The organism is Candidatus Binatia bacterium (genome assembly GCA_026415395.1).
Classification (GTDB): domain Bacteria; phylum Desulfobacterota; class Binatia; order HRBIN30; family HRBIN30; genus HRBIN30.
The window spans coordinates 169,627-192,646 of sequence record JAOAHD010000003.1; the positions used below are offsets into that span (position 1 = coordinate 169,627).

At 57.6% G+C, this 23,020-nt stretch carries 25 protein-coding genes and 1 tRNA gene; 9 read left to right on the forward strand and 17 right to left on the reverse strand.

Annotated features, from left to right (window positions below):
- Nucleotides 1-625: 625 nt before the first annotated feature.
- The 3 genes from dksA to nadB form a co-directional block, all read right to left on the reverse strand.
- Complete coding sequence (gene dksA, locus N3C12_03640; protein MCX8071533.1) at nucleotides 626-1,018, reverse strand: RNA polymerase-binding protein DksA; 393 nt, start codon at nucleotides 1,016-1,018, stop codon at nucleotides 626-628.
- A gap of 43 nt (nucleotides 1,019-1,061) precedes the next feature.
- A complete protein-coding gene (locus tag N3C12_03645; protein ID MCX8071534.1) occupies nucleotides 1,062-2,225 on the reverse strand; it encodes a 1-deoxy-D-xylulose-5-phosphate reductoisomerase in 1,164 nt (387 codons plus the stop codon).
- 93 nt (nucleotides 2,226-2,318) lie between these two features.
- The gene (gene nadB, locus N3C12_03650; GenBank protein ID MCX8071535.1) at nucleotides 2,319-3,938 is read right to left on the reverse strand and encodes an L-aspartate oxidase; all 1,620 of its coding nucleotides are present in this window, start codon (nucleotides 3,936-3,938) and stop codon (nucleotides 2,319-2,321) included.
- A gap of 107 nt (nucleotides 3,939-4,045) precedes the next feature.
- Here nadB and N3C12_03655 point away from each other — a divergent pair.
- A tRNA-Ala gene (locus N3C12_03655) sits at nucleotides 4,046-4,118 on the forward strand.
- Between the two features lie 367 nt (nucleotides 4,119-4,485).
- Here N3C12_03655 and N3C12_03660 read toward each other — a convergent pair.
- The 13 genes from N3C12_03660 to N3C12_03720 all read right to left on the reverse strand — a co-directional run bounded on the left by N3C12_03660 (nucleotide 4,486) and on the right by N3C12_03720 (nucleotide 15,166).
- Nucleotides 4,486-5,634, reverse strand: coding sequence for an acyl-CoA dehydrogenase family protein (locus tag N3C12_03660; protein MCX8071536.1), 1,149 nt, complete (start codon nucleotides 5,632-5,634; stop codon nucleotides 4,486-4,488).
- A 36-nt stretch (nucleotides 5,635-5,670) separates the two neighbouring features.
- Nucleotides 5,671-6,855 (reverse strand): patatin-like phospholipase family protein, encoded by a 1,185-nt coding sequence (locus tag N3C12_03665; protein ID MCX8071537.1) that lies wholly within the window; start codon nucleotides 6,853-6,855, stop codon nucleotides 5,671-5,673.
- A gap of 181 nt (nucleotides 6,856-7,036) precedes the next feature.
- The gene (locus tag N3C12_03670) at nucleotides 7,037-8,017 is read right to left on the reverse strand and encodes a deoxyhypusine synthase family protein (GenBank protein ID MCX8071538.1); all 981 of its coding nucleotides are present in this window, start codon (nucleotides 8,015-8,017) and stop codon (nucleotides 7,037-7,039) included.
- A gap of 64 nt (nucleotides 8,018-8,081) precedes the next feature.
- Nucleotides 8,082-8,543 (reverse strand): hypothetical protein, encoded by a 462-nt coding sequence (locus tag N3C12_03675; GenBank protein ID MCX8071539.1) that lies wholly within the window; start codon nucleotides 8,541-8,543, stop codon nucleotides 8,082-8,084.
- 6 nt (nucleotides 8,544-8,549) lie between these two features.
- Nucleotides 8,550-9,029 (reverse strand): cytochrome c-type biogenesis protein CcmH, encoded by a 480-nt coding sequence (locus N3C12_03680; GenBank protein ID MCX8071540.1) that lies wholly within the window; start codon nucleotides 9,027-9,029, stop codon nucleotides 8,550-8,552.
- A 44-nt stretch (nucleotides 9,030-9,073) separates the two neighbouring features.
- Nucleotides 9,074-11,068, reverse strand: a complete 1,995-nt coding sequence (locus N3C12_03685) for a heme lyase CcmF/NrfE family subunit (GenBank protein ID MCX8071541.1) — start codon at nucleotides 11,066-11,068, stop codon at nucleotides 9,074-9,076.
- Nucleotides 11,069-11,167: 99 nt separating this feature from the next.
- Nucleotides 11,168-11,614 carry a cytochrome c maturation protein CcmE gene (locus N3C12_03690; GenBank protein ID MCX8071542.1) on the reverse strand — a complete coding sequence of 149 codons (447 nt, stop codon included), beginning with the start codon at nucleotides 11,612-11,614 and terminating at the stop codon, nucleotides 11,168-11,170.
- Nucleotides 11,615-11,798: 184 nt separating this feature from the next.
- On the reverse strand, nucleotides 11,799-12,593 hold the full coding sequence (lpxA, locus tag N3C12_03695; GenBank protein ID MCX8071543.1) for an acyl-ACP--UDP-N-acetylglucosamine O-acyltransferase: 795 nt from the start codon (nucleotides 12,591-12,593) through the stop codon (nucleotides 11,799-11,801).
- 6 nt (nucleotides 12,594-12,599) lie between these two features.
- Nucleotides 12,600-12,791 (reverse strand): DNA gyrase inhibitor YacG, encoded by a 192-nt coding sequence (locus N3C12_03700; protein MCX8071544.1) that lies wholly within the window; start codon nucleotides 12,789-12,791, stop codon nucleotides 12,600-12,602.
- Nucleotides 12,792-12,807: 16 nt separating this feature from the next.
- Entirely contained in the window at nucleotides 12,808-13,008 is a 201-nt protein-coding gene (locus N3C12_03705; protein ID MCX8071545.1) for a CcmD family protein, read from the reverse strand.
- Nucleotides 13,009-13,021: 13 nt separating this feature from the next.
- Nucleotides 13,022-13,729 carry a cytochrome c biogenesis protein CcsA gene (ccsA, locus tag N3C12_03710; protein MCX8071546.1) on the reverse strand — a complete coding sequence of 236 codons (708 nt, stop codon included), beginning with the start codon at nucleotides 13,727-13,729 and terminating at the stop codon, nucleotides 13,022-13,024.
- Nucleotides 13,729-14,388 (reverse strand): heme exporter protein CcmB, encoded by a 660-nt coding sequence (locus tag N3C12_03715; GenBank protein ID MCX8071547.1) that lies wholly within the window; start codon nucleotides 14,386-14,388, stop codon nucleotides 13,729-13,731. Before N3C12_03715 ends, ccsA begins: the two co-directional genes overlap by 1 nt.
- 28 nt (nucleotides 14,389-14,416) lie before the next feature.
- Nucleotides 14,417-15,166 (reverse strand): ABC transporter ATP-binding protein, encoded by a 750-nt coding sequence (locus N3C12_03720; GenBank protein MCX8071548.1) that lies wholly within the window; start codon nucleotides 15,164-15,166, stop codon nucleotides 14,417-14,419.
- A gap of 128 nt (nucleotides 15,167-15,294) precedes the next feature.
- Here N3C12_03720 and N3C12_03725 point away from each other — a divergent pair, with 128 nt between their 5' ends.
- The 8 genes from N3C12_03725 (at nucleotide 15,295) to N3C12_03760 (ending at nucleotide 21,385) form a co-directional block, all read left to right on the forward strand.
- The gene (locus tag N3C12_03725; protein ID MCX8071549.1) at nucleotides 15,295-15,825 is read left to right on the forward strand and encodes a DUF177 domain-containing protein; all 531 of its coding nucleotides are present in this window, start codon (nucleotides 15,295-15,297) and stop codon (nucleotides 15,823-15,825) included.
- A gap of 68 nt (nucleotides 15,826-15,893) precedes the next feature.
- Nucleotides 15,894-16,076 carry a 50S ribosomal protein L32 gene (rpmF, locus tag N3C12_03730; GenBank protein MCX8071550.1) on the forward strand — a complete coding sequence of 61 codons (183 nt, stop codon included), beginning with the start codon at nucleotides 15,894-15,896 and terminating at the stop codon, nucleotides 16,074-16,076.
- The gene (fabD, locus tag N3C12_03735; GenBank protein MCX8071551.1) at nucleotides 16,076-16,999 is read left to right on the forward strand and encodes an ACP S-malonyltransferase; all 924 of its coding nucleotides are present in this window, start codon (nucleotides 16,076-16,078) and stop codon (nucleotides 16,997-16,999) included. The genes rpmF and fabD overlap by 1 nt, the downstream gene beginning before the upstream one ends.
- Nucleotides 16,996-17,745 carry a 3-oxoacyl-[acyl-carrier-protein] reductase gene (gene fabG, locus N3C12_03740; protein ID MCX8071552.1) on the forward strand — a complete coding sequence of 250 codons (750 nt, stop codon included), beginning with the start codon at nucleotides 16,996-16,998 and terminating at the stop codon, nucleotides 17,743-17,745. Before fabD ends, fabG begins: the two co-directional genes overlap by 4 nt.
- 87 nt (nucleotides 17,746-17,832) lie before the next feature.
- Nucleotides 17,833-18,081, forward strand: coding sequence for an acyl carrier protein (gene acpP, locus N3C12_03745; GenBank protein MCX8071553.1), 249 nt, complete (start codon nucleotides 17,833-17,835; stop codon nucleotides 18,079-18,081).
- On the forward strand, nucleotides 18,078-19,328 hold the full coding sequence (locus N3C12_03750; GenBank protein MCX8071554.1) for a serine hydroxymethyltransferase: 1,251 nt from the start codon (nucleotides 18,078-18,080) through the stop codon (nucleotides 19,326-19,328). The genes acpP and N3C12_03750 overlap by 4 nt, the downstream gene beginning before the upstream one ends.
- Nucleotides 19,325-19,741 carry a copper resistance protein CopC gene (locus N3C12_03755; protein MCX8071555.1) on the forward strand — a complete coding sequence of 139 codons (417 nt, stop codon included), beginning with the start codon at nucleotides 19,325-19,327 and terminating at the stop codon, nucleotides 19,739-19,741. Before N3C12_03750 ends, N3C12_03755 begins: the two co-directional genes overlap by 4 nt.
- Before the next feature lie 24 nt (nucleotides 19,742-19,765).
- On the forward strand, nucleotides 19,766-21,385 hold the full coding sequence (locus tag N3C12_03760) for a CopD family protein (GenBank protein MCX8071556.1): 1,620 nt from the start codon (nucleotides 19,766-19,768) through the stop codon (nucleotides 21,383-21,385).
- Here N3C12_03760 and N3C12_03765 read toward each other — a convergent pair.
- A complete protein-coding gene (locus tag N3C12_03765) occupies nucleotides 21,367-22,740 on the reverse strand; it encodes an MFS transporter (protein ID MCX8071557.1) in 1,374 nt (457 codons plus the stop codon). The genes N3C12_03760 and N3C12_03765 overlap by 19 nt on opposite strands.
- Between the last annotated feature and the right edge of the window lie 280 nt (nucleotides 22,741-23,020).

Genomic DNA, 23,020 nt, shown 5'->3' on the forward strand with positions numbered 1-23,020 from the left:
GCCCGGGGGAGACGCTTGAAGCTTGGCTGCTCGCTTTTGTTTTGTTGCCCGTGCTTTGGTGGTGGCGGCCGGAGACTTACCCGACTTCCTCGCCGTTGAGGCTCTTCCGGATGAGCCTGTTTTTCGGTGCTGTCCAATCTTCGGCACCGTAGCCCGTTTGGCTTTGGGCTCCCTTTGACTGGTCCGACCTTCGGCTTGGGGGAGAACCTGGTATTTCACCTTGCTTGCTAACTGCCCGAAAAGAATGCTCAGCATGTTAGCATCTCGGCTCGCCAAAGCATCGTTGAGCCTCTGAGAGTGGTCCTCGAGATATGTAAGCGCGTAGCGGCGCCCCCCCACCTCGACCGTATCTGGCACCCGCTCCTTAGTACGGATGATACGAACAATTTCCTGAAGGATCTCTTTGTCGAGGGGCGTGGTGGTCAACCTCAGGTCTCCCTTTCACCGCGGCAGTTGCCGCATCGCCGCAATCCGATAGCATGAAATTCAAGGCAACGAAAGCAAAAAGATCCTGTTCGGGTTTTGGCCTGCCCCCGGTCCCGTACCTCTCACGGAAGCCTCGATGGAGGGTGTTCAGGGTTGTCTAGCGTCCGCCTTTCGTGAGGTACCCCCTGCCTGAGCGCGCTCAAGAGTGTCCTGGGCGCCGTTCAAGCTCTTCTTGCTCCGCCTTACAGTTGACGCAGAAAGTGGTCACCGGGCGGACCCGAAGCCGATTGAATCCGATCGGTGCATCGCAAGATTCGCAATATCCGTACTCGCCCGACTCGATACGGCCGAGTGCTTCGTCGATTTTAGACAGCAGTTTCCGCTCGCGGTCCCGGACACGCAACAGCGCGATGTGATCTGCCTCAATGGATGCGCGGTCGCTCGGGTCGGGCGTATTGACCGTGTTGGCATTGAGTCCCCCAACAGTCTTCGTGGCTTCCGCGAGAATTTCCGCCCGGCGTTGTAGCAACAATTCCCGCAGCACCGCAATTTGCTCTGCGGTCAACGAACCGCTCATCCTTTCGGCTGGCACGGGCTGACTCCGTACCACTGCGAGCGGCAACAGTAAAGCGGAACTAAGACGCTAAGCTCGCGACCGCGGATCGAGCGTGCCGCCGCGCCCATTGGTCCGCTTCGAGAACACGGTCCAAACTAGAGACCTCTCTCGGTTCATGTGCGTGAAGCACTGCCTCAACGATTTCAGGAATGTCCACGAAACGAATGCTGCGGGAAAGGAAAGCCGCAACCGCCTCTTCGTTGGCAGCATTAAGCACGGCGGGCGCCGTTCCCCCGCGCGCCAGTGCCTCATATGCAAGTTGCAGACATGGGAACCGCTCAGGATCCGGCGACTCAAACTGAAGATGCCCAGCGCGCGCTAAGTCGAGGCGGGGGAGGTAATCGAGTGGGAGCCGGTCGGGATAACCGAGTACGTAGGCAATCGGAATCGACATGTCGGGGATGCCGAGCTGCGCCAGCAAGGATCCGTCTTGGTACTCGACAAAAGAATGGACGATGCTTTGTGGGTGAATGACAACGTCAATGCGCTCTCGTTCGAGGCCAAAAAGCCAGTGTGCCTCGATCACCTCCAGCCCTTTGTTCATCAGCGTCGCCGAGTCGACGGTAATTTTGGCCCCCATTTTCCATGTCGGATGCTGCAGTGCCTGGTCCGGAGTCACGTGCACAAGTTCCTCCTTGGGTGTTCGCAAAAAGGGGCCGCCCGAGGCGGTTAAGATGATCCTGCGCACGTGTTCGGGGCGGTGTCCTCGGAGCGCCTGAAAAATTGCATTGTGCTCGCTGTCGATCGGCCACAGTGTTGCTCCCGTTTCTTTTGCGGCTCGGGTCACCAGAGGACCGGCAGCGACCAGTACCTCTTTGTTCGCTAATGCGACTGCCTTTCCGAGTTGCACCGCCCGCAGCGTGGGGACGAGCCCAACTGCGCCGACCAGCGCAGAAACGACAAGCTCTGCCTCAGGCGCCGTGGCGCACAATTCAAGCCCTGATGGACCATGGACGACCTTGCCTCGAAAGTCCGGAAACCGCTGCCGAAATTCGTCTGCAGCGTCTTCAGACCCGACGGCAACGAGTCTGGGCTGAAACTTCCGTGCCTGGTCGACGAGTCGCTCCACGCGCGTCCCAGCCGCTAGGGCAACGACGCGAAACTTGTCGGGAAAACGACTGACCACGTCAAGCGTCGTCGTCCCGATGGATCCTGTCGAACCAAGAATGCTGATTTGCTTCATGCGACCGCAGTCATCAAAACAACGGGCGATTATCCGTTCGGGGCGTTCTCAAAAACGCTCTTTCCCCATTCGCGAACAATAATGGAGAATGCTTCAGCAGACATCGCAAACAAACGGCTCTCCCGGCACCAAGATGGTATCGCGTTTCCAATGCAGGTCATCCCGCTGCGGATAGTTGATATTGTAGTGCAGGCCGCGGCTCTCCTTTCGGGCGATTGCGCACTTGATGATCAATTCTGCCACTAAGGCGATGTTCCGGAGTTCGATCAAATCGGCCGTGATGAGAAAGTCCCAGTAGTATTGCTCGATCTCCTCTTGGAGAAGGCGAATGCGTTTGAAGGCGCGCGCCAGCCGGCGATTGGATCGGACAATGCCGACATAGTTCCACATCATGCGGCGCACCTCGTCCCAATTCTGGCTCACCACCACCATTTCATCGCTGTCTACGGCTTGTCCAGGGTTCCATTCTGGGAGATCGGGCAGGGGGTCGCGATCTTCTTGGACCAAGTGAACAGCCGCCATTGCGGCGCGGTGCCCAAACACGAGTGCCTCGAGTAAAGAATTCGATGCCAGTCGATTTGCACCGTGTAAGCCCGTCATTGCCGTCTCCCCGGCCGCATACAGTCGGCGGATGTTCGTGGCCCCATCCTTATCCGTGATCGCTCCTCCGCAGCAATAATGGGCCGCCGGTACTACAGGAATCCACTCCCGCGTGATGTCGATTCCGTATTGAAGGCAGCGCTGGTAAATTAGAGGAAAGCGCTCACGCGTGAACCCCGGGTCTCGGTGAGTAATATCGAGGTAAACGCAGTCGTACCCATGCACCTTCATCTCGTTGTCGATTGCTCGGGCAACAATGTCGCGAGGGGCAAGTTCTCTCCTGGCATCGTAATCCTGCATGAAGGCTCTACCGTCGGGAGTCCGTAACACTGCACCTTCGCCGCGCAGGGCCTCGGAAATTAAGAACGATTTTGCTTGCGGGTGGTACAAACACGTCGGATGAAATTGAAAGAACTCCATATTGGCAACGGGTACCCCTGCGCGGAACGCCATCGCAATGCCGTCGCCAGTGGCTACGTCGGGATTCGTTGTGTAGAGGTACACCTTGCCGGCACCGCCCGTCGCTAACAACGTCGCTCTCGCCTGAAACCGACAGACGGTGCCTTTGCTGATATCTAAGACGTAGGCACCCCAGCACTGAGGCTGGCGCGCAGTGGGACGGAATTTGGCGTCTATGAGCAAGTCTACCGCCAAGTGGCGCTCGAAAATGGCGATGCTTTCCTTCGAGCGTACGGCGGCCAGTAATGACCGCATGATCTCGTGTCCAGTTGCATCCGAGGCGTGCAGAATGCGTCGATGGGAGTGGCCGCCCTCTTGACCAAGGTCATACTCGCCGTCCGAATTGTTTTTCGTGTCGAAACGAGTTCCGAGCTCGATGAGCTCTCGGACATGCAGAGGACCCTCGCGGACAACGAGCTCAACGACATCTTCATGGCACAGCCCCGCACCTGCTTCGATGGTATCTCGTGCATGCTCTGCAAATGAGTCTTCCGGACTCCACACGGAGGCAATACCGCCCTGTGCATATTCGGTCGCACTCTCCGGCAGGAAATCCTTGGTGATGACCGCAACACTACCGTATGGCGCGACTTTGAGAGCGAACGTCAACCCCGCCAATCCACTACCGATTACCAGGAAGTCGTAAGCATGCACAGTTTGTGCTGTATCACAGAAGGGCCACTGGCCGCCATGTCGAGAATGATCAGGGATGACCCTTGCGAGCGTGTTCCGGCTTGGGTATTCGACTCCCAGTGACTCACGGGGCCGTAGCTCAGTTGGGAGAGCGCTAGAATCGCACTCTAGAGGTCGGGGGTTCGACTCCCCTCGGCTCCATTCCTTTGTCGCCAAGAGCCGATGGACGGCTGGGGCGCAATTCAGTCGGGTCAGCCAGCCGGACGAAAGGAACGTGATCTGGTGGTGACGGCGGTCTGCCCAACGGCTCTTTTAGGTCGCTTTTAGTCGCATGGCGAGCAGCCCGGGCCCGTAACTTCAAGGGCGACGCCTCCCTGGCCGCAAGGCGGAGGCGACAGCAAAATTGCGAATTGTGTGTGTGGCTCTGGTTCTCGTGCAACCCGCACGCGATCCTGCATGCGCAAAGCTCCCGCATTATAGGTGCCCAGCGGGAAAGTGACAGATTCATCCGCTCGGGATACACACAAGTGTCAATAATCGTGGGCCGCACACACCCACAGCAAAAGATCTAAGCCAAGCCCAAACGTCGCGCGATGATGACTTTCATGATCTCGTTCGTGCCGGCATAAATCGTTTGAACGGCGGCATCTGCGTAGTCCATAGAGATCGGGTACTCTAGCATGAAGCCGTACCCACCATGGAGCTGTAGGCACTCGCTCGTCAGCCTTTTCTGAAGTTCAGTGGTCCACCACTTCGCCATGCTGACTTCCTTGACGATTTCTTCGTTGCGGCAGTGGGCGACTAAAAGCTTGTCGATGAACGCTTGGCCAATCTCGATTTCAGTTGCGAGCTCGGCAATTTTAAACTGGGTATTTTGAAACGACGCTATCGGTTGCCCGAAAGCTTTCCGCTGCTTGACGTAGGCGATCGTGTCGTCCAATGCCCGTCGGCACGACGCCAGGGAAGCTACGGCGATGCAAAGGCGCTCCTGCTGGAGCTTTTCCATGAGCATCCGAAATCCTTCGCCTTCTCGGCCGAGTAGGTTCTCTTTGGGCACGACACAGTCGTCAAAGAAGAGCTCGCTCGTGTCTTGTCCGCGCAGCCCCAGTTTTTCCAACTTCCGGCCCCGACGAAAACCGGGGAAGGTGGACTCCACAAGCAAGAGACTGATTCCCCGATGCGGAGGCTGCGCCTCCGGATCCGTCTTGGCGACAACGATGAACAGATCTCCAATCTGACCATTCGAGATGAAGGTTTTCGCGCCATTCAAGACGTAATGATCCCCTTCCCGGCGCGCACGAGTTTTGACTGCCGCGAGATCCGAACCAACACCAGGCTCTGTCATGGCGATCCCCAAGATCAACTCTCCGCGGATCGCGGGGACCAAGTAGCGTTGTTTTTGCTCCTCGGTGCCATAAGAGGAAAGATACGGCATGCAAATGTCGGAATGCAGCGAGATCATCATGGCGTGCGCGCGTAGGTACGCCATCTCCTCCATGATAATCGCGTCGTACAAAAAATCGCCGCCGGAACCACCATATTCGACTGGCTGGTTTGCGCCAAGAAAGCCCTCGGCTCCGGCAAGCCGCCAGATCTCTCGATCTGTCATACCTTGCCGGTTCCACTTAGGAATCCGGGGTACGATCTCTCGCTCGGCAAACTTGCGAAACTGTTCCCGAAACAGTTCGTGACTGGGAGTGAAAATGTCCCGTCGCATAGGCCGTGCAGGTTATACTTGCAGAGAAATTGAGCTTCAGGCCGGACTTGCTGCTGGCAAAGTAGGAGCTTCCTCCAGGTGATCGACGGGAGGACCTGCTTCCAGCCAACTTTCTGCGGCTCGAACACCGGCCATATACATTTGGTTCAGGACGTGCCGGTCAAAATAAAGATACGATCCTGCATTGAAAACACCGTCTTTGGCCGGACGAACAGCTTCGTACAAGGTCACGGCGCGGTAAGAACCCCGGTCGAGGGCGGCAAGGCGGTTCCGCTCCAAAAGTAGCTTTCGGTCGACGTTATATGCGTTTTCTAACAGGCTATCCACGGTTCGCTCAACTGCGCGGCCGAAATGGGCCAACGGTTCAGCGCCCGCCTCGGCCGGCTCGGTGATGAGAACTGGTATGATTTCTTCGGCACCAAGGGCCACAACCGGAGCTAATGGAGTGTTGACCAGCAAGCCCCCGTCCCATAGCAAATGCGGACCGATCCGCACGGGCGGGAATAATAAAGGAATGGCGCAACTGGCCATAATCATATCGACCGTAATGGCATCGACGATGTGATAGTCCGGCGGACGGGTGAGTGGGGTCGAGCGTGTGACGAAGCGCACCACCCTCCCACTGTGGGCATCAACCGTGTTGACGGCCAAGTGGACGCGGTCGGTGGGCACCTTCTCACCGCCGAGAGCTTCAACCAATCGGTCACGTAGCGCGGTCGTGTCGGCCAAAAATGGCTCGGTGATGCCAGAGAGAAATTCACTGACCAAGTCAAAGCGCGTTGCAAGAAGGTACTCGACCAGAAAAGCGAGGAGATCGCCGGGCTGGGGCGGTAGGTGTCCACTCAGTCGTTGTGCTAGCTGGCGCCAGCGCTTACCGGGTAAGAGGAAACAGAGCGTTTCTCGGAATAATAACCGTAGGAGCGTGCGTGTTGCGCTGGAAAAGAACTGCGGGCTTGCGGTGGCCGGCGGATTGTCGCCGATGGAGTGCCAGAAGGCAAGCATCTCCTTCGGCGTTCGTCCCGCGGCAATGAGTGCTGCGTTAATGGCACCTGCCGACGTTCCCGAAATAGCAATCGGGCCCGCAGCAAAACGAGGGTCGTCGAGGAGGCGCTCGTACACACCAACCTGAAAAGCGCCACGCGCTCCTCCCCCGGAGAGCACCATGCCCATTCTTCGCTTGTATTTGGATCCCTGGTTGAGCTCTCGCCGTTCTCTCCGCACCGCACCACCTCCCAGGCTTTGTGAATGCGTTGTTGGTGCTTTACCAGCTGGCGGGTCGCCAATGAAGCAGGAGTTAACCTCGGGGGGCTTCAACCCGTACAAAGCGCACCAGGGAGTAAGAGCCTAAACCGGCCCCGCAGGGGCGCCACAGAGCTTAAGCTGGGGTCACAATCACAAAGTCCTACCACCCTAACACCCAAGCGAAGATTAACGGAGCGACAATTGTTGCATCGCTTTCGATGACGAAACGTGGCGTGTCCACACCTAACTTGCCCCAAGTGATCTTTTCGTTTGGTACGGCACCGGAATAGGATCCGTAACTCGTCGTGGAGTCGCTGATCTGGCAAAAGTAAGCCCACAGTGGCGTATCGCGGCGACCCAAATCCTGGTGGAGCATTGGGACCACGCAAATGGGGAAGTCCCCAGCGATCCCTCCACCAATTTGGAAAAAGCCGATTCCTGGCTGGGTTGCGTTGCGCAAGTACCAGTCCGCAAGCCAGGTCATGTATTCAATCCCAGACCGTACAATTTCCGGCCGGAGCTCTCGCTTGATCACATAAGCGGCAAAGATGTTGCCTGTAGTGGAATCCTCCCAGCCTGGAACAACGATGGGAACGTTGTTCTCGGCGGCAGCCACTACCCACGAATCCCGCGGGTCAATTTCGTAATACTTTTCCAGTTCACCTGAAAGAATCAATTGGAAAAAGTATTCGTGTGGAAAGTATCTCTCCCCGCGATCCTGCGCTTTCTTCCACACGCGGTAGAGATGTTGTTGGAGTCTACGGAAGGCCTCCTCCTCCGGAATGCAGGTGTCGGTGACCCGGTTGTATTGTTGCTCGAGAAGAGCCTGCTCGTCTGCTGGCGTTAAATCCCGGTAGTTCGGCACCCGTTTGTAGTGCGAGTGCGCAACGAGATTCATCACGTCCTCTTCCAAATTGGCGCCCGTAGCCGAGATGATGTGAACTTTCTTCTGCCGAATCATCTCAGCGAGGCTTTTCCCGAGCTCTCCAGTACTCATCGCGCCAGCGAGCGCGACCAGCATTTTCCCGCCGCGATCGATAAGGTCCGCATACGCACGGGCGGCGTCCATCAAAGCAGCCGCGTTGAAGTGCAAAAAGTGATGCTCCATGAAGCGTGAAATAGGCCCTAGATCCCGTTTCATCGCGCGCAACAAATTGATTCAAGGCAATCGGAGATTCAAGGGCTTGGGCCAAAAATTGTTCGCCTTACGGGGGCCGCTGTTCTTGCGTTCCCCGCGCGGTGCTCTCCCGCGCGGCTCGCGACTCCTTGTGGAGCCGCTGGCCGCACGAGAAGCAAAAACGTCCGTGAACCGGTTGCTCTGCACCGCAGCTGGGGCAAAGGTGCCGTGCTGCTACTTCACGAGCCCTGAGCGCCGGATCGCTCGAACGGGAGAGCTCATCAAGGGCAGCAAAGATGATCGGAGCATATCGATTACGGATCGCTTCGTAATCTTCGATTGTAAGCTTGTTCATCTGCAACTCGAATTCGGCCTCTTTGATCGCTGCGAGGGCCTCGTCTTTTTGCCGTTCTAGGACACTTCTTTTGTCCGCATCGAGCGAGCCTGTCGTCCCCACGGGCTCCTCTGAGATGAACTGTGACCAAAACGGCCACAGTACATAGAGAAGGCCTACGCTTGTGAGTGCAATCACGAGGAGCACGCCCATCATCGATCGTTAAAGCTCCAAGCGATCGAGTTCCTGACGTAAGCGTTTCTCATCCTCGCTGGCGAGCGGTTTACCTGTGAAGCCATTGGAAGCTGTATCTCTCCTGCCACCAGAATTTCTAGACCAACGTCGTAAGGTCCAACCGACGAACAGGAGTCCAAACCCTACCGCGAGGAATGGCATAAGCCACGCAAGCAAGTTGAAGCCACGCATCGTGGGCGATGACAGGATTTTCTCTCCGTACTTGGCCTCAAAGTACGCCAGGATTTCTCTCTTGGTTTTCCCGAGCGCGATCTGCTCGCGAATCTCTTGGCGTAAAGGAATGGCTGATCCGCAGTCAACGTGATTACAGCTATGAACGGTAAGGCCGCACCCGCACTGGCAAGTCAGAGACTCCTCAATCTCTTGAAAGTTAGCCGCCCTTTGGGGCTCAGTTGCCAGAGCCGCCACTTGGCCAACTAGAAAAACGTTCAGAACAACGAGCCTCATCGGCGCCACGAATTGCGCGCCTAAAGAAGTTCGCACACGACGGCTCATTGCGATCGCACTTCAGCGGCTGAGCGGCTGGTTTGCCACTCCCGAGCAAGTGCCCGGCGTCGTTCTGGCCAAGCCGCAATGAGGGCACCCAGGACCAGAACTGCCCCACCCCATTCTAGGAACCCCACTAGCGGGTTTATATAAGCGAGAATCGTCGCCGTTTGGGTTTTACCATCAAAACTCCCGAAGACCACGTACAAATCCGAACCCCAGTACGAGCGAACTGCAACCTCGGTGGCAGGCTGCTCCGGCTTCTTATAAAAGCGCTTTTCGGGCTTTAGGACGTCTCGCACCCGACCGTCTTGGAGGATTGATATGTGGGCTGCCAAGTGAGCACTATGCGCGGTCTCCCACGATTCCACCCGTTCGAACCGAAGTTGGTATTTCCCCACGGCGAACGACTCCCCCGGCTTGACCGTTACTTGCTCTTCGATCCGGAAGGCAGAAGTTCCGGTGATCGCCAGAAAAATCATGACCACACCGAGATGAACGATGTACCCCCCGTAGCGACGGCGGTTCTTCGCGGTGAGTTGCACCAGCGCGACATGCCATGATTCTCCAACTAACGTCTGGCGAGCTCTCATGCCCCGCCAGAACTCTTGGAGGATCGTTGTAGTCACGAACGTGCACAGACCAAAAGAGATCAAGGCATAAGCGTTGCGAACCCCGAAGCTAAAACATATCGCGCCGACCGCGAAGGCAGCACACGCGGGCCAGAGGAAATTCCCCCGTAGCGACGACCAGGAGGCTCGCCGCCAAGCGATCAACGGCCCTACTCCCATCAAGAATAGGAGGAGCAGCCCAAGCGGGGTGTTGACTCGGTTAAAAAAAGGAGGGCCTACGGTAATTTTGACGCCTCGGACGGCTTCTGAGATCACCGGGAAGATCGTTCCCCAGAACACGGCGAACGCCATCCCCACAAGAACCAAATTGTTCACTAGGAAGGCCGCCTCGCGGGACAGCATCGAATCGATTTCGTTCTCGCTGCGTAGCGCAGGCAGGCGCCACACGAGCAAGGTAAGGGAAACCGCCGCAGCGATCCCGAGAAAGCCGATAAAGAACGGGCCTAAACCCGATTGGGTAAAGGAATGAACCGACGAGATCACACCGCTGCGAGTCAGAAAGGTTCCAAACACGGTCAGGAGAAACGTCAAGATCACCAAGATCATGTTCCAGACTTTCAGCATATTCTTCTTTTCTTGGATCATGACCGAGTGGAGGTACGCAGTGCACGTGAGCCACGGCATGAAGGCAGCGTTCTCTACTGGATCCCACGCCCAGTAACCGCCCCAGCCCAGAACGCGATATGCCCAAAGCGCACCGAACAAGTTTCCCAAACTTAAAAAAAACCACGCAAACAGGGTCCACCGTCGAGTAGTGCGGATCCAGACGTCGTCCAGCCGCCCGGTTGCGAGCGCCGCCATCGCAAATGCAAACGGCACCGAGCAACCAACGTATCCCAGGTACAAAGATGGCGGGTGGATGGTCATCCAATAGTTCTGAAGGAGTGGGTTTAGATCTCGCCCGTCTCCGGGGGTAAAAGCCAAGCGTTGGAAGGGCGGTGTGACGAAAACGAGCAGGGAAACAAAAAACAGCGCAATTGCCGTGAGAGTGGCGGTGACAAATGGCATTAAGTCACGGTTTTTCTCGCGGTTTTGCAGAACAACGATGGCAGCCATGGAAGTGAGGATCGTGAGCCAGAACAGCAGAGACCCAGCTTGGCCTCCCCAAAGTGCTGCGATTGTGTAGTGAAGCGGCAGCGTACTGCTGGAGTATTGTGCGACGTACTCAACGTTGAAGTCGCGACTGACTAGCGCGCGCAGTAGGTCGGCCGCTGCTACCGCAACGAAGGCCCAACCGGCAAGCACGGCGTTCTCTGCGCTCCGAACCCACTCGCTGCGCCGCAGGAGCCCGCCCGCGAGCGACGAAAGGAAGGCGTAAAGAGTGAAAACCCAAGCAACGATGAGCGCGATTTCACCACTGTCGGTCATCAATATTCTCTCCCGGTGGCCGTGAGTTCCCGCGTGCCGCCACGAGCGGAGCCGCTTGCACCGTTAGCCTTTCGTCTCGATTACCATTGGGCCCTTTGGTTAGTTACCTGCAGCCTGCGAGCCATTGGCCGGCTCCACAGGCTCGTACTTCGAGGGGCATGACGTAAGCACGCTTTGAGCGCGGAGGACAGACCCGTCGTACTGCCCCTCGACGATCACATCGCTGCCTCCCTCGTCGCGAAACATATCGGGAACAACCCCGGCGTAATACACTCGCACGACGGACGTGGGATTGCTCTCGTCCGTAAAATCCCCGAGTTCGAACCAGACCTCCTCTCCTTTCGGCCCCGAGCGGCGCTGCACAGACCCGGGTGTAACTCGCCCTGCCACCCGCACTCCTTCGCCAATTAACGAAGTCCGGCGCTGTGCGAACTCTTCCACGGTGATGTAGTACACCGCCGCCTCGCGCACGCCGGTGTACATGAGGTACGCAACCACTCCCACGAGAACACTTGCTGCAATTTTAATGCGCACCTTACGGCTCATGGTGAGGTCCGCTTAGTGGATTGGGGTTGCAGCCGCAACAGTGCTGCGCGAAACCGCCTTCGTGCAGAGGCATTTGGTTGCTCGGAGAAGTATCGTCAGTGAACCCAATAAATGATTCTTCCTTCCAGGACGGCGTTGCTGTTTTTTGGTGAGCTGGGTCGTTCACGCGGCGGGGATCTCGCTCTTACTCGTCAGCATCCGATGGCGATCGGGGAGGCCGACACACCCCTCGGCGAGACGACCGAATGAACTGAATCAAGTAGCCGACTTCCTCCGTAAGCTGCTCCGTTTCCAGTTCATTCAATCGCTCTTGGAGATTCCCACGCCGGAGAAACAGTTGCCGAAACGCCTTCCGGATGGCCCGAACCTGGTCCGCGGTGTAGCCGGCCCGGTAGAGTCCAATGCGGTTGACGCCACGCACGGTGTGCGTACCGTCAGCAATACAAAACGGAGGGACGTCTCGGGAGGTACGAGAAAGGCCTCGCATCAAAGCAAGTTTTCCTACACGAACATACTGATGCACAACACAGTTCCCGGAGATGAACGCCCCGTCTTCTACGTGGACATGACCCCCGAGGAGCGCTCCGCTCGCCAAAACCACATTGTTTCCGAGCGTGCAATTGTGCGCGACGTGTGAGTGCGTCATGAGGAAGTTGTCATGTCCAATACGGGTGACGGAACCTTTCTGGGTCCCACGGTGGACTTGCACGAACTCGCGGATCACATTGCGATCCCCGATCTCAACCAGGGAGTCCTCCCCCTTGTAAGAGCGATCTTGCGGAACATCCCCGATCACCGCGCTCGCATGAATCCTGTTTTCCGCGCCGATCTTGGTTGGTCCCAGAACCACCGCGTGAGCACCGATCTGGGTTCGAGCTCCAATCGTGACCGCCCCCTGAATGACCACATAAGGCCCGATTTCCGCTGTCACATCGATTTCGGCCTGAGGATCGATAATGGCGGTTGGGTGAATCGGCATGGTCGATCAGTCGCGAGGCTTAGGCGCCAGAGGATCGCTCGAGTGCTCGCAGTTAGTTTCGTGAGGTTCTTCTCCAGGAATGCGGTACGCCTCGGATGCCCATCGTCCAAAGTCCACAGCCTGACAACGTTGAGAACAAAATGGCCGCCATGGATTTTCTTCCCACCGAACGGGTGTGCGGCACACAGGGCACGTCAGCGAACGCACAGCCGGATCACCTTCCGTTGGCGTGCCGACGACCTTCGGCGTCCGTGAAGGGAGTAGAGCCGCCAGAACTTTGCTGATCGAGGAGTCGTAAGAGTTCTTGCAGTTGCTCCTCGAGACGCCGAGTCCGTCTGGCCATCACCCAGAGATAGAGGAAGAGCATCGCCCAAACAGCGGTGTAGGCAGCGAATAAGAAATGCAAGGAGTCCATTCGTTTCGCCCCCTTAGTACCGCTGCAACAGAGATCGTTCTATGGCCCAAATGGTTTCTTGCAGGCGTGCTTGCGCAGCGCGCACGCGCAAGAGCCAGACAAACAATAACAACACTGCGATGAACGCGATCAGGAGAGTGATCTGCATGCGCGGATCCGTGAGGCCGGTGCCCCCTTCGCGAGTGACTAAAACGGCCGGGTGAATGGTGCGCCACCAATACACGGAGCGGTTGATGATAGGAATATCGAGCGCGCCCATGATTCCCAAAATTGCGGCATAACGTGCGCCCTGCTCCGGATCGACGGTGAGATTGCGGAGCATCAGGTAGGCAACGTAAATGAGCCAGAGAATAAGTGTGGTTGTAAGCCGCGCATCCCATGTCCACCAGGTACCCCAAATCGGCTTTGCCCAAATCGGGCCGGTGATCAAGACAAGGGTACAGTACAAAACGCCGATCTCCGCGCTCACGTAGGCGATGCGATCCCATTTGGCATCATTCCGCCAGAGGTAGATGGCGCTCGCAACCGCAGTAACCCCGAACGCGATGAATGTCACTACCGCGAGAGGAACGTGGACATAAAAGATTCGCTGGACAACCCCCTGCACGCGATCGGTTGGAACGTAGATAAACACCGCCGCCAGGGCCAAAAACATTGCGGCACCGCACGCCGGAGGCACGATGCGTTCGAGCCAGACGCCACCAATCGGGGAAGTATGCATCACTGTTCCACTACATATTCGAACAGCAACCAAGCAACAACCAGTGCTGCAATATCAAAACCTACCATTAGATGGAGCCAGGCCACGGCGTCGCCCAGTGCTTGGCCTTGCAAAGAACGCTGGGTGACTTCGACCCCACCTAAGAAGAGCGGGACCACCAGCGGTAATAACAGAAGTGGCAGCATGATTTCCCGGGCACGGGTGCGAATCGAAACCGCGGAGAAGATCGTGCCTAATGCGGATAGCCCTAAGGCGGCGAGCCCCGTGGCAACAAACCACGGCCAACAAGCGGCAGTAAGTTCGACGTCAAACAATACCACAAACAAGACAATCAGGGTCGCCGCCGCCACCAAAAGGTATACGAGGGTCGAAGTAACCTTAGCCAGGTACAGAGTCCCCCGATCGAGTGGGCTGAGCAACAGCCCTTGCCAGGCGTCGTTTCGCTCATCGGGAGCGAATGCCCGACCAAATCCGTAAACTGCGGCGAACAAAAAGGCCACCCAAAATGCGCCCGGGGCAGCGCTCGTGCGTTGGGGTGAGGTTGGGTCGAACGCAAAGCTCAGCACGAGGAGAGTCAAAACCCCCATGAGTAAGACGGCGGCCAGTACCTCCCGCGTCCGCCACTCGAGCAGCAAATCCTTCTTAACGAGCTCCCACATTGGTGTACGCTCGAGACGCGTGTTCGCCTCACATCGCGGTACGCATCCACTGCTTGTACGCATTAACCAGGACCCGCGGCATCGGGCCATCGTAAACGATACGGCCGGAGCGCAAGCAAATGACTCGTTGGCAAAAGGTTTCCGCCTGAGCGAAGTCGTGCGTCGACATCACCAACGTCCTCGCTTCACCCCTGCAGATGGTCCCCAAGTAACCCATCACTAGGTCGCGGCCCTCAGCATCGATTCCGGTTAACGGCTCGTCCAGCAGCAGTAGCTTTGGGTCGTGAATAAGCGCCCTTGCAAGTCCGGCGCGCTGCTCGAGCCCTCGCGAGAGGCTACCAACCGGGCGTTCTCGCCAGCCGATTAACCCAAGCTGCTCGCAAACTTCGGAAACCCTCTCGCGAGGCCTAGGAACACCATACAAACGCGCGTAGAGAGTGAGGTTCTCTCTTACGGTGAGCTGGGGATACAGGAGACTTGAGTGGCCCAGGTACCCAATTTGTCCACGAATCCAGCACGCCTGATCCCCAGGGGATTTTCCAAACAGCCGCAGAGTGCCCTCGCTAGGAGACCACAAGGTTGCAAAGAGTTTTAACAAGGTGCTCTTCCCCGCTCCGTTCGGGCCAACGAGCACTACCGCTTCCCCTCGGCGAATCTGGACATCCACCGAACGCAAAGCCCAATCATAGCCCAAGCGCTTTCCGAGCCCGCTCGATTGGACACAGGCTGATTGCTGAACACTGGAGTCCTGCGGCGAGCCCCGTTGCGCAAACGTCATGTGTCCATCCACCTCTCCAAGAACGGCAAAGCAAACATAAACCTCCGCCCACTGCTAGCGGTGCCTTGAACCTCTAGCAGGGCTGGGCTACGGGAATCGTGCTCGTCTTTCTTCTGGAAAGTTCCGCTGTGAAGCTTATTGTCCGCGACATTCAAGAGGAGCCACGCAGAGTCGTCTACGAGGAGCCAGTTGGTGCGCTGAACGCGCTGCTGGCCGCTGGCGGAGTGTGCGATTTTGAGCTGCCGCGCAATGCGAGCGTGCGGCTAGATTATTACCGGGTCGGCGTCGAGGTCTTCCTGCAGGGGCACATCACGGGACAGGCGATTGGCCATTGTGCTCGGTGCCTCGAAAGTTACCCCTTTGAGTTCGGCACGGACTTTTCGTTGGTGTTGGTGCCTCGGGAGGATCTCCCGGTCAATATGGAACTCACTGAGGATGATCTCGATCTCGCCTATTATCAGGGCGAAGAGATTGACCTTGGCCCGATCGTCGATGAACACATCATCCTCGCACTGCCCACGCGCCCGCTTTGCAATGAGGCGTGCCGAGGATTGTGCCCCACTTGTGGGGTGAACAGAAACATACATCCCTGCGCTTGCGAAACTGAGCAGAGGGACCCACGGTGGGCGGCCCTTAGAGAAATTAAACTGACTCGTTAGGCTGGCAACAGCTCGTCCTAGTAACAGTCGCAGAGCTTTGGCGGGGTGTATAGTGGAGGAGAATCACTATGGCTGTACCAAAAAGAAAGACATCAAAGTCCAAGCGTAACAAGCGGCGCGCTCACGACGCCTTGGTGCCAGTGACCGTCACCCTGTGCCCCGAGTGTGGAGAGCCAAAACTTCCGCACCGAGTTTGTGCGCACTGTGGGTCGTACCGAGGCCGGAAGGTCGTCAACATTGGCGTTGACTAATGAAGGCGATCTTACTCTTCCCCGGCCAAGGGTCACAGACCGTTGGCATGGGGAGAGCTCTTTACGAGCGTCACGCTTATGTAAGGGAGCTCTTTGCCGAGGCCGACGAAGTCCTGGGGTTTGGGCTCACGCGCCTTTGCCTGGAGGGGCCCGCGGACCAACTGACCCTCACCGCTAATGCTCAGCCGGCTTTGCTTTTAGTGAGCACGGCATACTGGTTTGTATTGCAGCGGGAGCACGGCATCCAGCCAGTTGCGGCTGCTGGGCACAGCTTGGGAGAGTTCAGTGCGCTGGTCGCGGCCGGGTCGCTCGTCTTTGCCGAGGCTTTGCGTTTGGTTCACGAACGGGGACGGGCCATGCAAGCCGCAGTTGCCCCAGGACGAGGTGCCATGGCGGCAATTTTCGGACTGGATGCGGATGCCCTGGCGGCTCTATGCCGCAAGCACTCGCAAGGTAGTGTGGTGTCGCCAGCGAATTTCAATGGCGCTGGGCAGATCGTGATTGCTGGTGAGAGACAGGCGGTGGGCCGGGTTGTCGCCGCAGCAAAAGAGGTAGGAGCCAAGCGGGCGGTTTTCCTTCAGGTAAGTGCTCCCTTCCATTGCGAGCTCATGGTACCGGCCGCGGCCCGCCTGGAGGAAGTCCTTTCTGAGACAAAAATTTGCCCGACAGTCTTTCCCGTGCTGTCGAACGTTACCGCGGAGCCATACCCGTCCGACGTATCGGAAATGCGACAGTTGTTGGTGCGGCAAGTAACGGCGCCAGTTCAGTGGGAACGGTGTGTCCGCTCGCTGGTCGAGTATTCGTGCGGCACAGCCATCGAGGTTGGGCCAGGGAGAGTTTTGACGAATCTTGCGAAAAGAATGGTTGCGCACTGGAACTGCCTTTCGGCGGATGATCTCGACGGACTTCGGGGGATGCCGTGAGTGGGGAGCTTGCTGGGCAGGTGGCTTTAGTGACGGGTGGCTCGCGTGGGATTGGCCGGGCCATTGCGACTAGGTTGGCCAGAGCCGGAGCGCGGGTCGTCGTAAATTACTTGCAAAACCAAGAGGCCGCATTGGCCACCGTTCAGGCAATTTCCGCTGAGGGTGGAGAAGCTGAGGCGATTGCTTTTGATGTGAGCGATGCGCAAGCTGTGCAAGGTGCCGTCAAAGAAGTGGTCGGCCGTCACGGCCGCATTGATATTCTGGTGAACAACGCTGGCGGCACATCGGATCAACTTCTTTTACGGTTGAACGAAGAGGAGTGGGATCGCGTTTTGCGGGTCAATCTGACCGGCACCTTCTTGTGCACCAAAGCCGTTCTTCGTTCGATGTTGCGTTCTCGCTACGGCCGTATCGTGAACATCAGTTCGGTGGCGGGCCATTTGGGAAACATCGGGCAGACCGCCTACTCTGCTGCGAAGGCGGGTATCGAGGGATTCTCACGATCGTTGGCGAGGGAAGTGGCGACCCGGAACATTACGGTAAATGTCGTCGCCCCAGGGTTCATTGCAACGGAAATGGTCGACAGACTCCCCGAGGAGCTAAAGCAGGTGTACCTTCAGTTGATCCCGATGGAGCGTTGGGGCAAACCTGAAGAGGTTGCAGAGACAGTCCTGTTTCTAGTACAGCCTGCGGCAGCGTACATTACCGGCCAAGTGATCGGTGTGAATGGCGGACTGTACATGTGACCGATTGTAGAGAACGCAAGCTACGTTTTTGCCCGAGCAAGTGGTCGCACAGGGCCCTGGGCCTGCATCCCTGATAGGAGGTTGATCATGGCGTCATCGGTCGAAGCAAAGGTAAAGGAGATCATTGCCGAGCAGCTTGGAGTCAGTGAGGATGAGGTGACCCCCTCGGCATCGTTTATCGAGGATTTAGGTGCTGACTCGCTCGATATCGTCGAGCTGATCATGGCCCTCGAGGAGGAATACGATTTGGAGATCAGTGACGAGGAGGCGGAAAAGATTCGTACTGTCCAAGATGTGATCGATTACATTGAGTCCCACAAGCAAAGCGCACGATGAGCGAACTCGCTCGGACCGACCCCGAGATTTATCGCATCTTGCGGCTGGAGGCCCAGCGACAGGAGTACAACCTGGAGCTGATTGCTTCCGAAAACATTGTGAGCCGTAGCGTCCTCGAGGCGCAGGGCTCCATCCTGACGAACAAGTACGCTGAAGGCTACCCGGGCAAGCGGTACTATGGGGGTTGCGAGTACGTGGACATGGCCGAGCAACTAGCCATTGATCGTGCCAAGCTCCTTTTTGGTGCAGACTATGTGAACGTGCAGCCGCACTCTGGGTCGCAGGCGAACATGGCTGTGTACTTTTCGCAGCTGGAGCCTGGGGACACGATCCTAGCGATGGACCTGACGCACGGGGGGCATTTAACCCACGGAAGCCCGGTCAACTTTTCTGGCAAGTTTTTCAAGGTGATCCCGTACGGGGTTCGGCGGGACGATGAGCGCATCGACTACGAACAAGTCGCTGCGCTTGCCCGTGAACATCGACCGCGGATGATTGTCGTGGGTTACAGTGCCTATCCACGCGAGATCGATTTCGCCAAATTTCGCGCCATTGCCGACGACGTAGGCGCGACAGTGATGGCGGACATCGCGCACTTTGCAGGTTTGGTTGCGGCAGGCATTCATCCCTCTCCGATTCCCTACTGTGAATTTGTGACCACCACGACGCACAAAACACTGCGAGGCCCCCGTGGCGGTATGATCATGTGTAAAGAGCCGTATGCGAAAAGCATCGCCTCGTCAGTGTTCCCAGGAAATCAAGGTGGGCCTCTCATGCACGTGATCGCGGCCAAAGCAGTAGCGTTCCAGGAGGCACTGCAACCGGAATTTAAGGCTTACCAACGACAAGTGGTGGCGAATGCAAAGGCGTTGTGCCGGGCGTTACAGGCGCGGGGATTTCGGGCAGTGTCAGGCGGCACCGATAACCATTTGATGCTCATTGATCTTCGGCCATCGGAGCTCACGGGTAAAGTGGCGCAAGAAACGCTCGACCGAGCCCACATTACGGTCAACAAGAATACCGTGCCCTTCGAAACCCGATCTCCATTTGTGACCAGTGGTATTCGCATTGGCACCCCCGCGGTGACGACCCGGGGCATGAAAGAAGGCGAGATGGAGATCATCGCCGATTTTATTACACGCGCGCTGCAGAACGTGGGAAACGATAAGGTCTTACAGTCTATTGCCGACGACGTGGTCTCTCTCTGCAAGAAATTCCCGATCGGCTACGAGCAGTTGTTTGGATGAGCCGGCAAGCGACGGTTTCTGCAATAGCAGGCGTTCTCTTTGCTTCGGTTCCAACTCTGAGCTTGCGGCCGAACGTGTGTTGGGCGCATGCTCGTCTGTTGCGTTCGGAACCTGTCAATCGCGAAGTGCTGCGGAGCTCACCGCCGATGATTCGCTTGTGGTTTAACGAGCTGCTCGATCGCGGCTTTCACTCAATCGAAGTATTTGTCGCTTCGGAGCTCAAGGCAAAACGCCGGCGCAACCTGGCATCCGGTTCCCCAGAGGTGAATCCAGACGATCGTACGGAGCTGCGTGTTCGCATCCCGGAGTTGTCTCCTGGAGAGTACGTGGTCGAGTACCGGGTGCTGTCGCGTGACGGTCATAGCGCCCCGGGGCGAATCACTTTTGAAATTCGGGCCCCGGAGGAGCCGTAGATTGTTCGGTCGGGTTCGGATCCCGTGGAACATTCGCTGCTCCATGGTTTGCAGCTTCTCGGTCTGATCGTCGTGGGTGGAACCTTTTGGTTCCTCCTCCTTGCATTTCTCGCGGGGATAACGTCCGAAAGGCGTGAGGCGGTGGACCTCGCTTGCTTGTGGGGGCGGCGCGCAAGCTGGACTGCTGGGCTCGCTGCCCTTGCGGACCTTTTTGTGCAAGTAGCCGAAGTGAAGGGGCGTACGGTGTTCGGCGGAGTGGATCCGACGTTGGTAGCGTCGTTCGTCGCTTCGACGACCGTAGGACAAATGGGTTTTGCACGGGCAATTCTTCTGCTGCTGTGCGGTCTAGCTTTGGCGATTCCGCTGCGAACCCCGGGGGTTCTCACTGCCCTGCCCTTCTATGTAGTGTCGGCGACACTCGCGGCTGCGGTGAGCCATGCGGGGGCGCAGCCAGAGAAAACCATCCTGGCCGTGGCATTGCACTTAGCCCACATCATGGCACTGTCTGCTTGGATTGGCGTTCTTTTGCACCTTTGGCTAGGCCGCCGACAATGGATCGAACCTGACACTGGTGACGCTGCTGCACGATGGGTCAGGCTGCTTGCGTGGTTTTCCCCAGTTGCGGGGTCTTCTGCTGCTCTCGTTTTCGTCACAGGCGTGCTCGCGGCTGTTCGTTTTGTACCCTCACTGCGGGATCTGTTTGTCTCCGCTTACGGGCTCACCCTGCTTTTGAAGCTGGTTCTCGTGGCGGTGGTCGGAGTTGCCGGCGCGTATAACTTTTTGGTCGCAGTGCCTCGCCTGAAACAAGCAGCGCGAGAATTTACCGCGGTTGCCTGGTTTTCCGCGACGCGGCGATTTCACCGCAGCTTGGAGTTGGAGGCGACAGCCGCCTTTCTCGTGGTCATCGTGGCCGGGATTGTCGGTTCCATTTCTCCCCCAGGAGCGGATGGCTCAGTAACCCTTAGCCGCGAACAGGTGGCTGTTTTGATGACTCCGAAGCTCCCCTCAACATCCTTCGTGGACCCCACGCTTTTTGTCGGCGATTGGGAGCGGAACCGCTTCGATCTTTTGTACTCCGAGTTCATGCATAATTGGTCGGGCTTAGGGGTAACGTTGATGGCCACGTTGTGGCTGCTTCAGGCCGCGGGTGGTCGAGTCGAAATGGTCGCCTCGAAGGTCTGGCCTGCTTTCCTCGTGCCTTTTGCTCTCTTCATCGCAATCTTCGCTGATCCGGAGGTATTTCTGTTGCGTCAGGTGAAGTTTCGAGAGGCACTGAGCGACCCCGTGGTGTTGGAACATCAAGCGGGTGCGATCATGGTGTTGGCTCTGGCGTGGCTCGGGTGGCGTGACCGTTATCGACCCGCCTCGCAGCGGCCGCTCGGCCCCGGACTGCCGATTTTGATGATCGTGGGAAGCGTGTTGCTACTCGGGCACGCACACGCGTCGGTACGGTCCACCCAGGAGTTGACCAACATCATCAATGTCCAACACGCCGTCTTCGGTACACTTGGCTTGCTGGCCGGCGTGACACGGTGGCTGATGCTCCGCGGTATCATCCCTTCGGCAGCGGCACGATTTCTCTGGCCCGTCTTGGTGATGCTGCTAGGCCTCTTTATGACGTTTTTCTACCGCGAGGTACTTTGAGAGGGTGTTGGCTCGCTCTGCTGCTGCCGGCGGGCGGATAAGACCTTTTGGAGATTTTTTACCTCCTCTGGTCCCCACCGGATACGGCGCATCGTCACGAGCCCGAATGCGTGGGATGCAGCCTGCAATGGTCCAACCACCCAAAGAAGTTTCCAGGCCTCCACAGGGCTGAGGGGATCGCCGTTCCCGCCTCCGAGGATTGAAAGCAGTCCGCCGCCCAAGAGAGCGCCGAGCGCTCCCATTGTCTTCAAGCCTAGGGTCCAAATACCAAAGTATGCGCCTTCGCGACGCTCTCCGGTGTGCCACTCGTCAATGTCGATAATGTCGATCGCACTAGACATTGCTAATGTGATCGAGCCCATCGAGACGCCTCCCGCCGCGGCCAAAACGAGCATGGCACCGAGATTTCCCGGGGGTACGAGAAACCAGCCCCATGGCACCAGACAACCGAGACCGAGGCCAAAGAGCAGCGCTTGGTGTTTACCGACTGCTTGGGACAACCCGCGCCACAAGGGGAACGAGCAGACGAACGCCAATCCGAACGTTAGCGCAATCGCCGGAAAAGAATCATAAAGTCCGAGCCAGTACTTGATCACGAATAGCTGGACCGCGTTCCCTAAGGATGCAGCCAGGGTCATCGCACAGAACACCGCGAAGATGCGCTGGAAGTCCACGTTTGCCATTGTGCGCCGCAAGCCCATCCAAAAGTGCGTCCAGCTCGGTGACGGAGACGATGCACCCTTGGTTTCGCGCACGCCAAGGCCAGCAGCGAGGCCGCTCCCGGCCATGATGCAGCCGAGAGCTGCTGCCGCAACGGCAAAGCCGGTGCGTGCAGTTTCAAAGTGCCCCGCGATGGCGACCGGTAGAGCGGACCCCGCGAGCCCGCCGACTACGCCAAACAAGGCTCTCACCTGCACCACCGTTGTTCGTTCGTGATAGTCGTCCGTTAGTTCGGCGCTCCACGCCAGGTACGGCGTGGCGTAAAGGGTGAACACGGTCATTAAACCAACGTAAGCACAAACTAAGTAGACAAACACAGCGCCTTCCGACCACTGGGGAGGAGCGAAGAGAAAGTAGAAGCCGAGCGCGATGGGAATACTTGCGCCCACCACAAACGGGCGCCTTCTTCCCCAACGGGAGCGCCAAGTATCTGAAAGGTAGCCGACGATTGGGTCGGTAATGGCATCCCAAAACCTTCCCAAGAACAGTGCGGTGCCCACCAGGAACGGGGTGACCTGCACGATATCGACGTAGAAAAAGAGCAAGAACTGGCTGAGAGCCGCGTTTTTCGTGCTGACGGCTACCTCGCCAATTCCGTAGAGGAGTTTTGTGGGCCAGGATAAGCGCGCGCTCACGGTCGAACCTCAATTGCTAGCCTGCGACTCGCAGGGCGCCAAGCAGTCTTCCGATCGCCGGTCGGAATTCGCGGGCATTCCGCTCCTTTTAAATGGCTGCTGGACAGATATCCTCGCCGCGTTTGGCGCACCGGTCCACCCGCCTCCGTAGCTTCCGTTCGGAGTTAGGAATCAGGCTACATTCCCGGTCTAGTTATGCGCTCTATTCGCCGCTGAGCCTCGACAACTATACCTTCACCAACTGACACCTAACGTTGCTTCTGGTAAAAGCGTCGTGGGG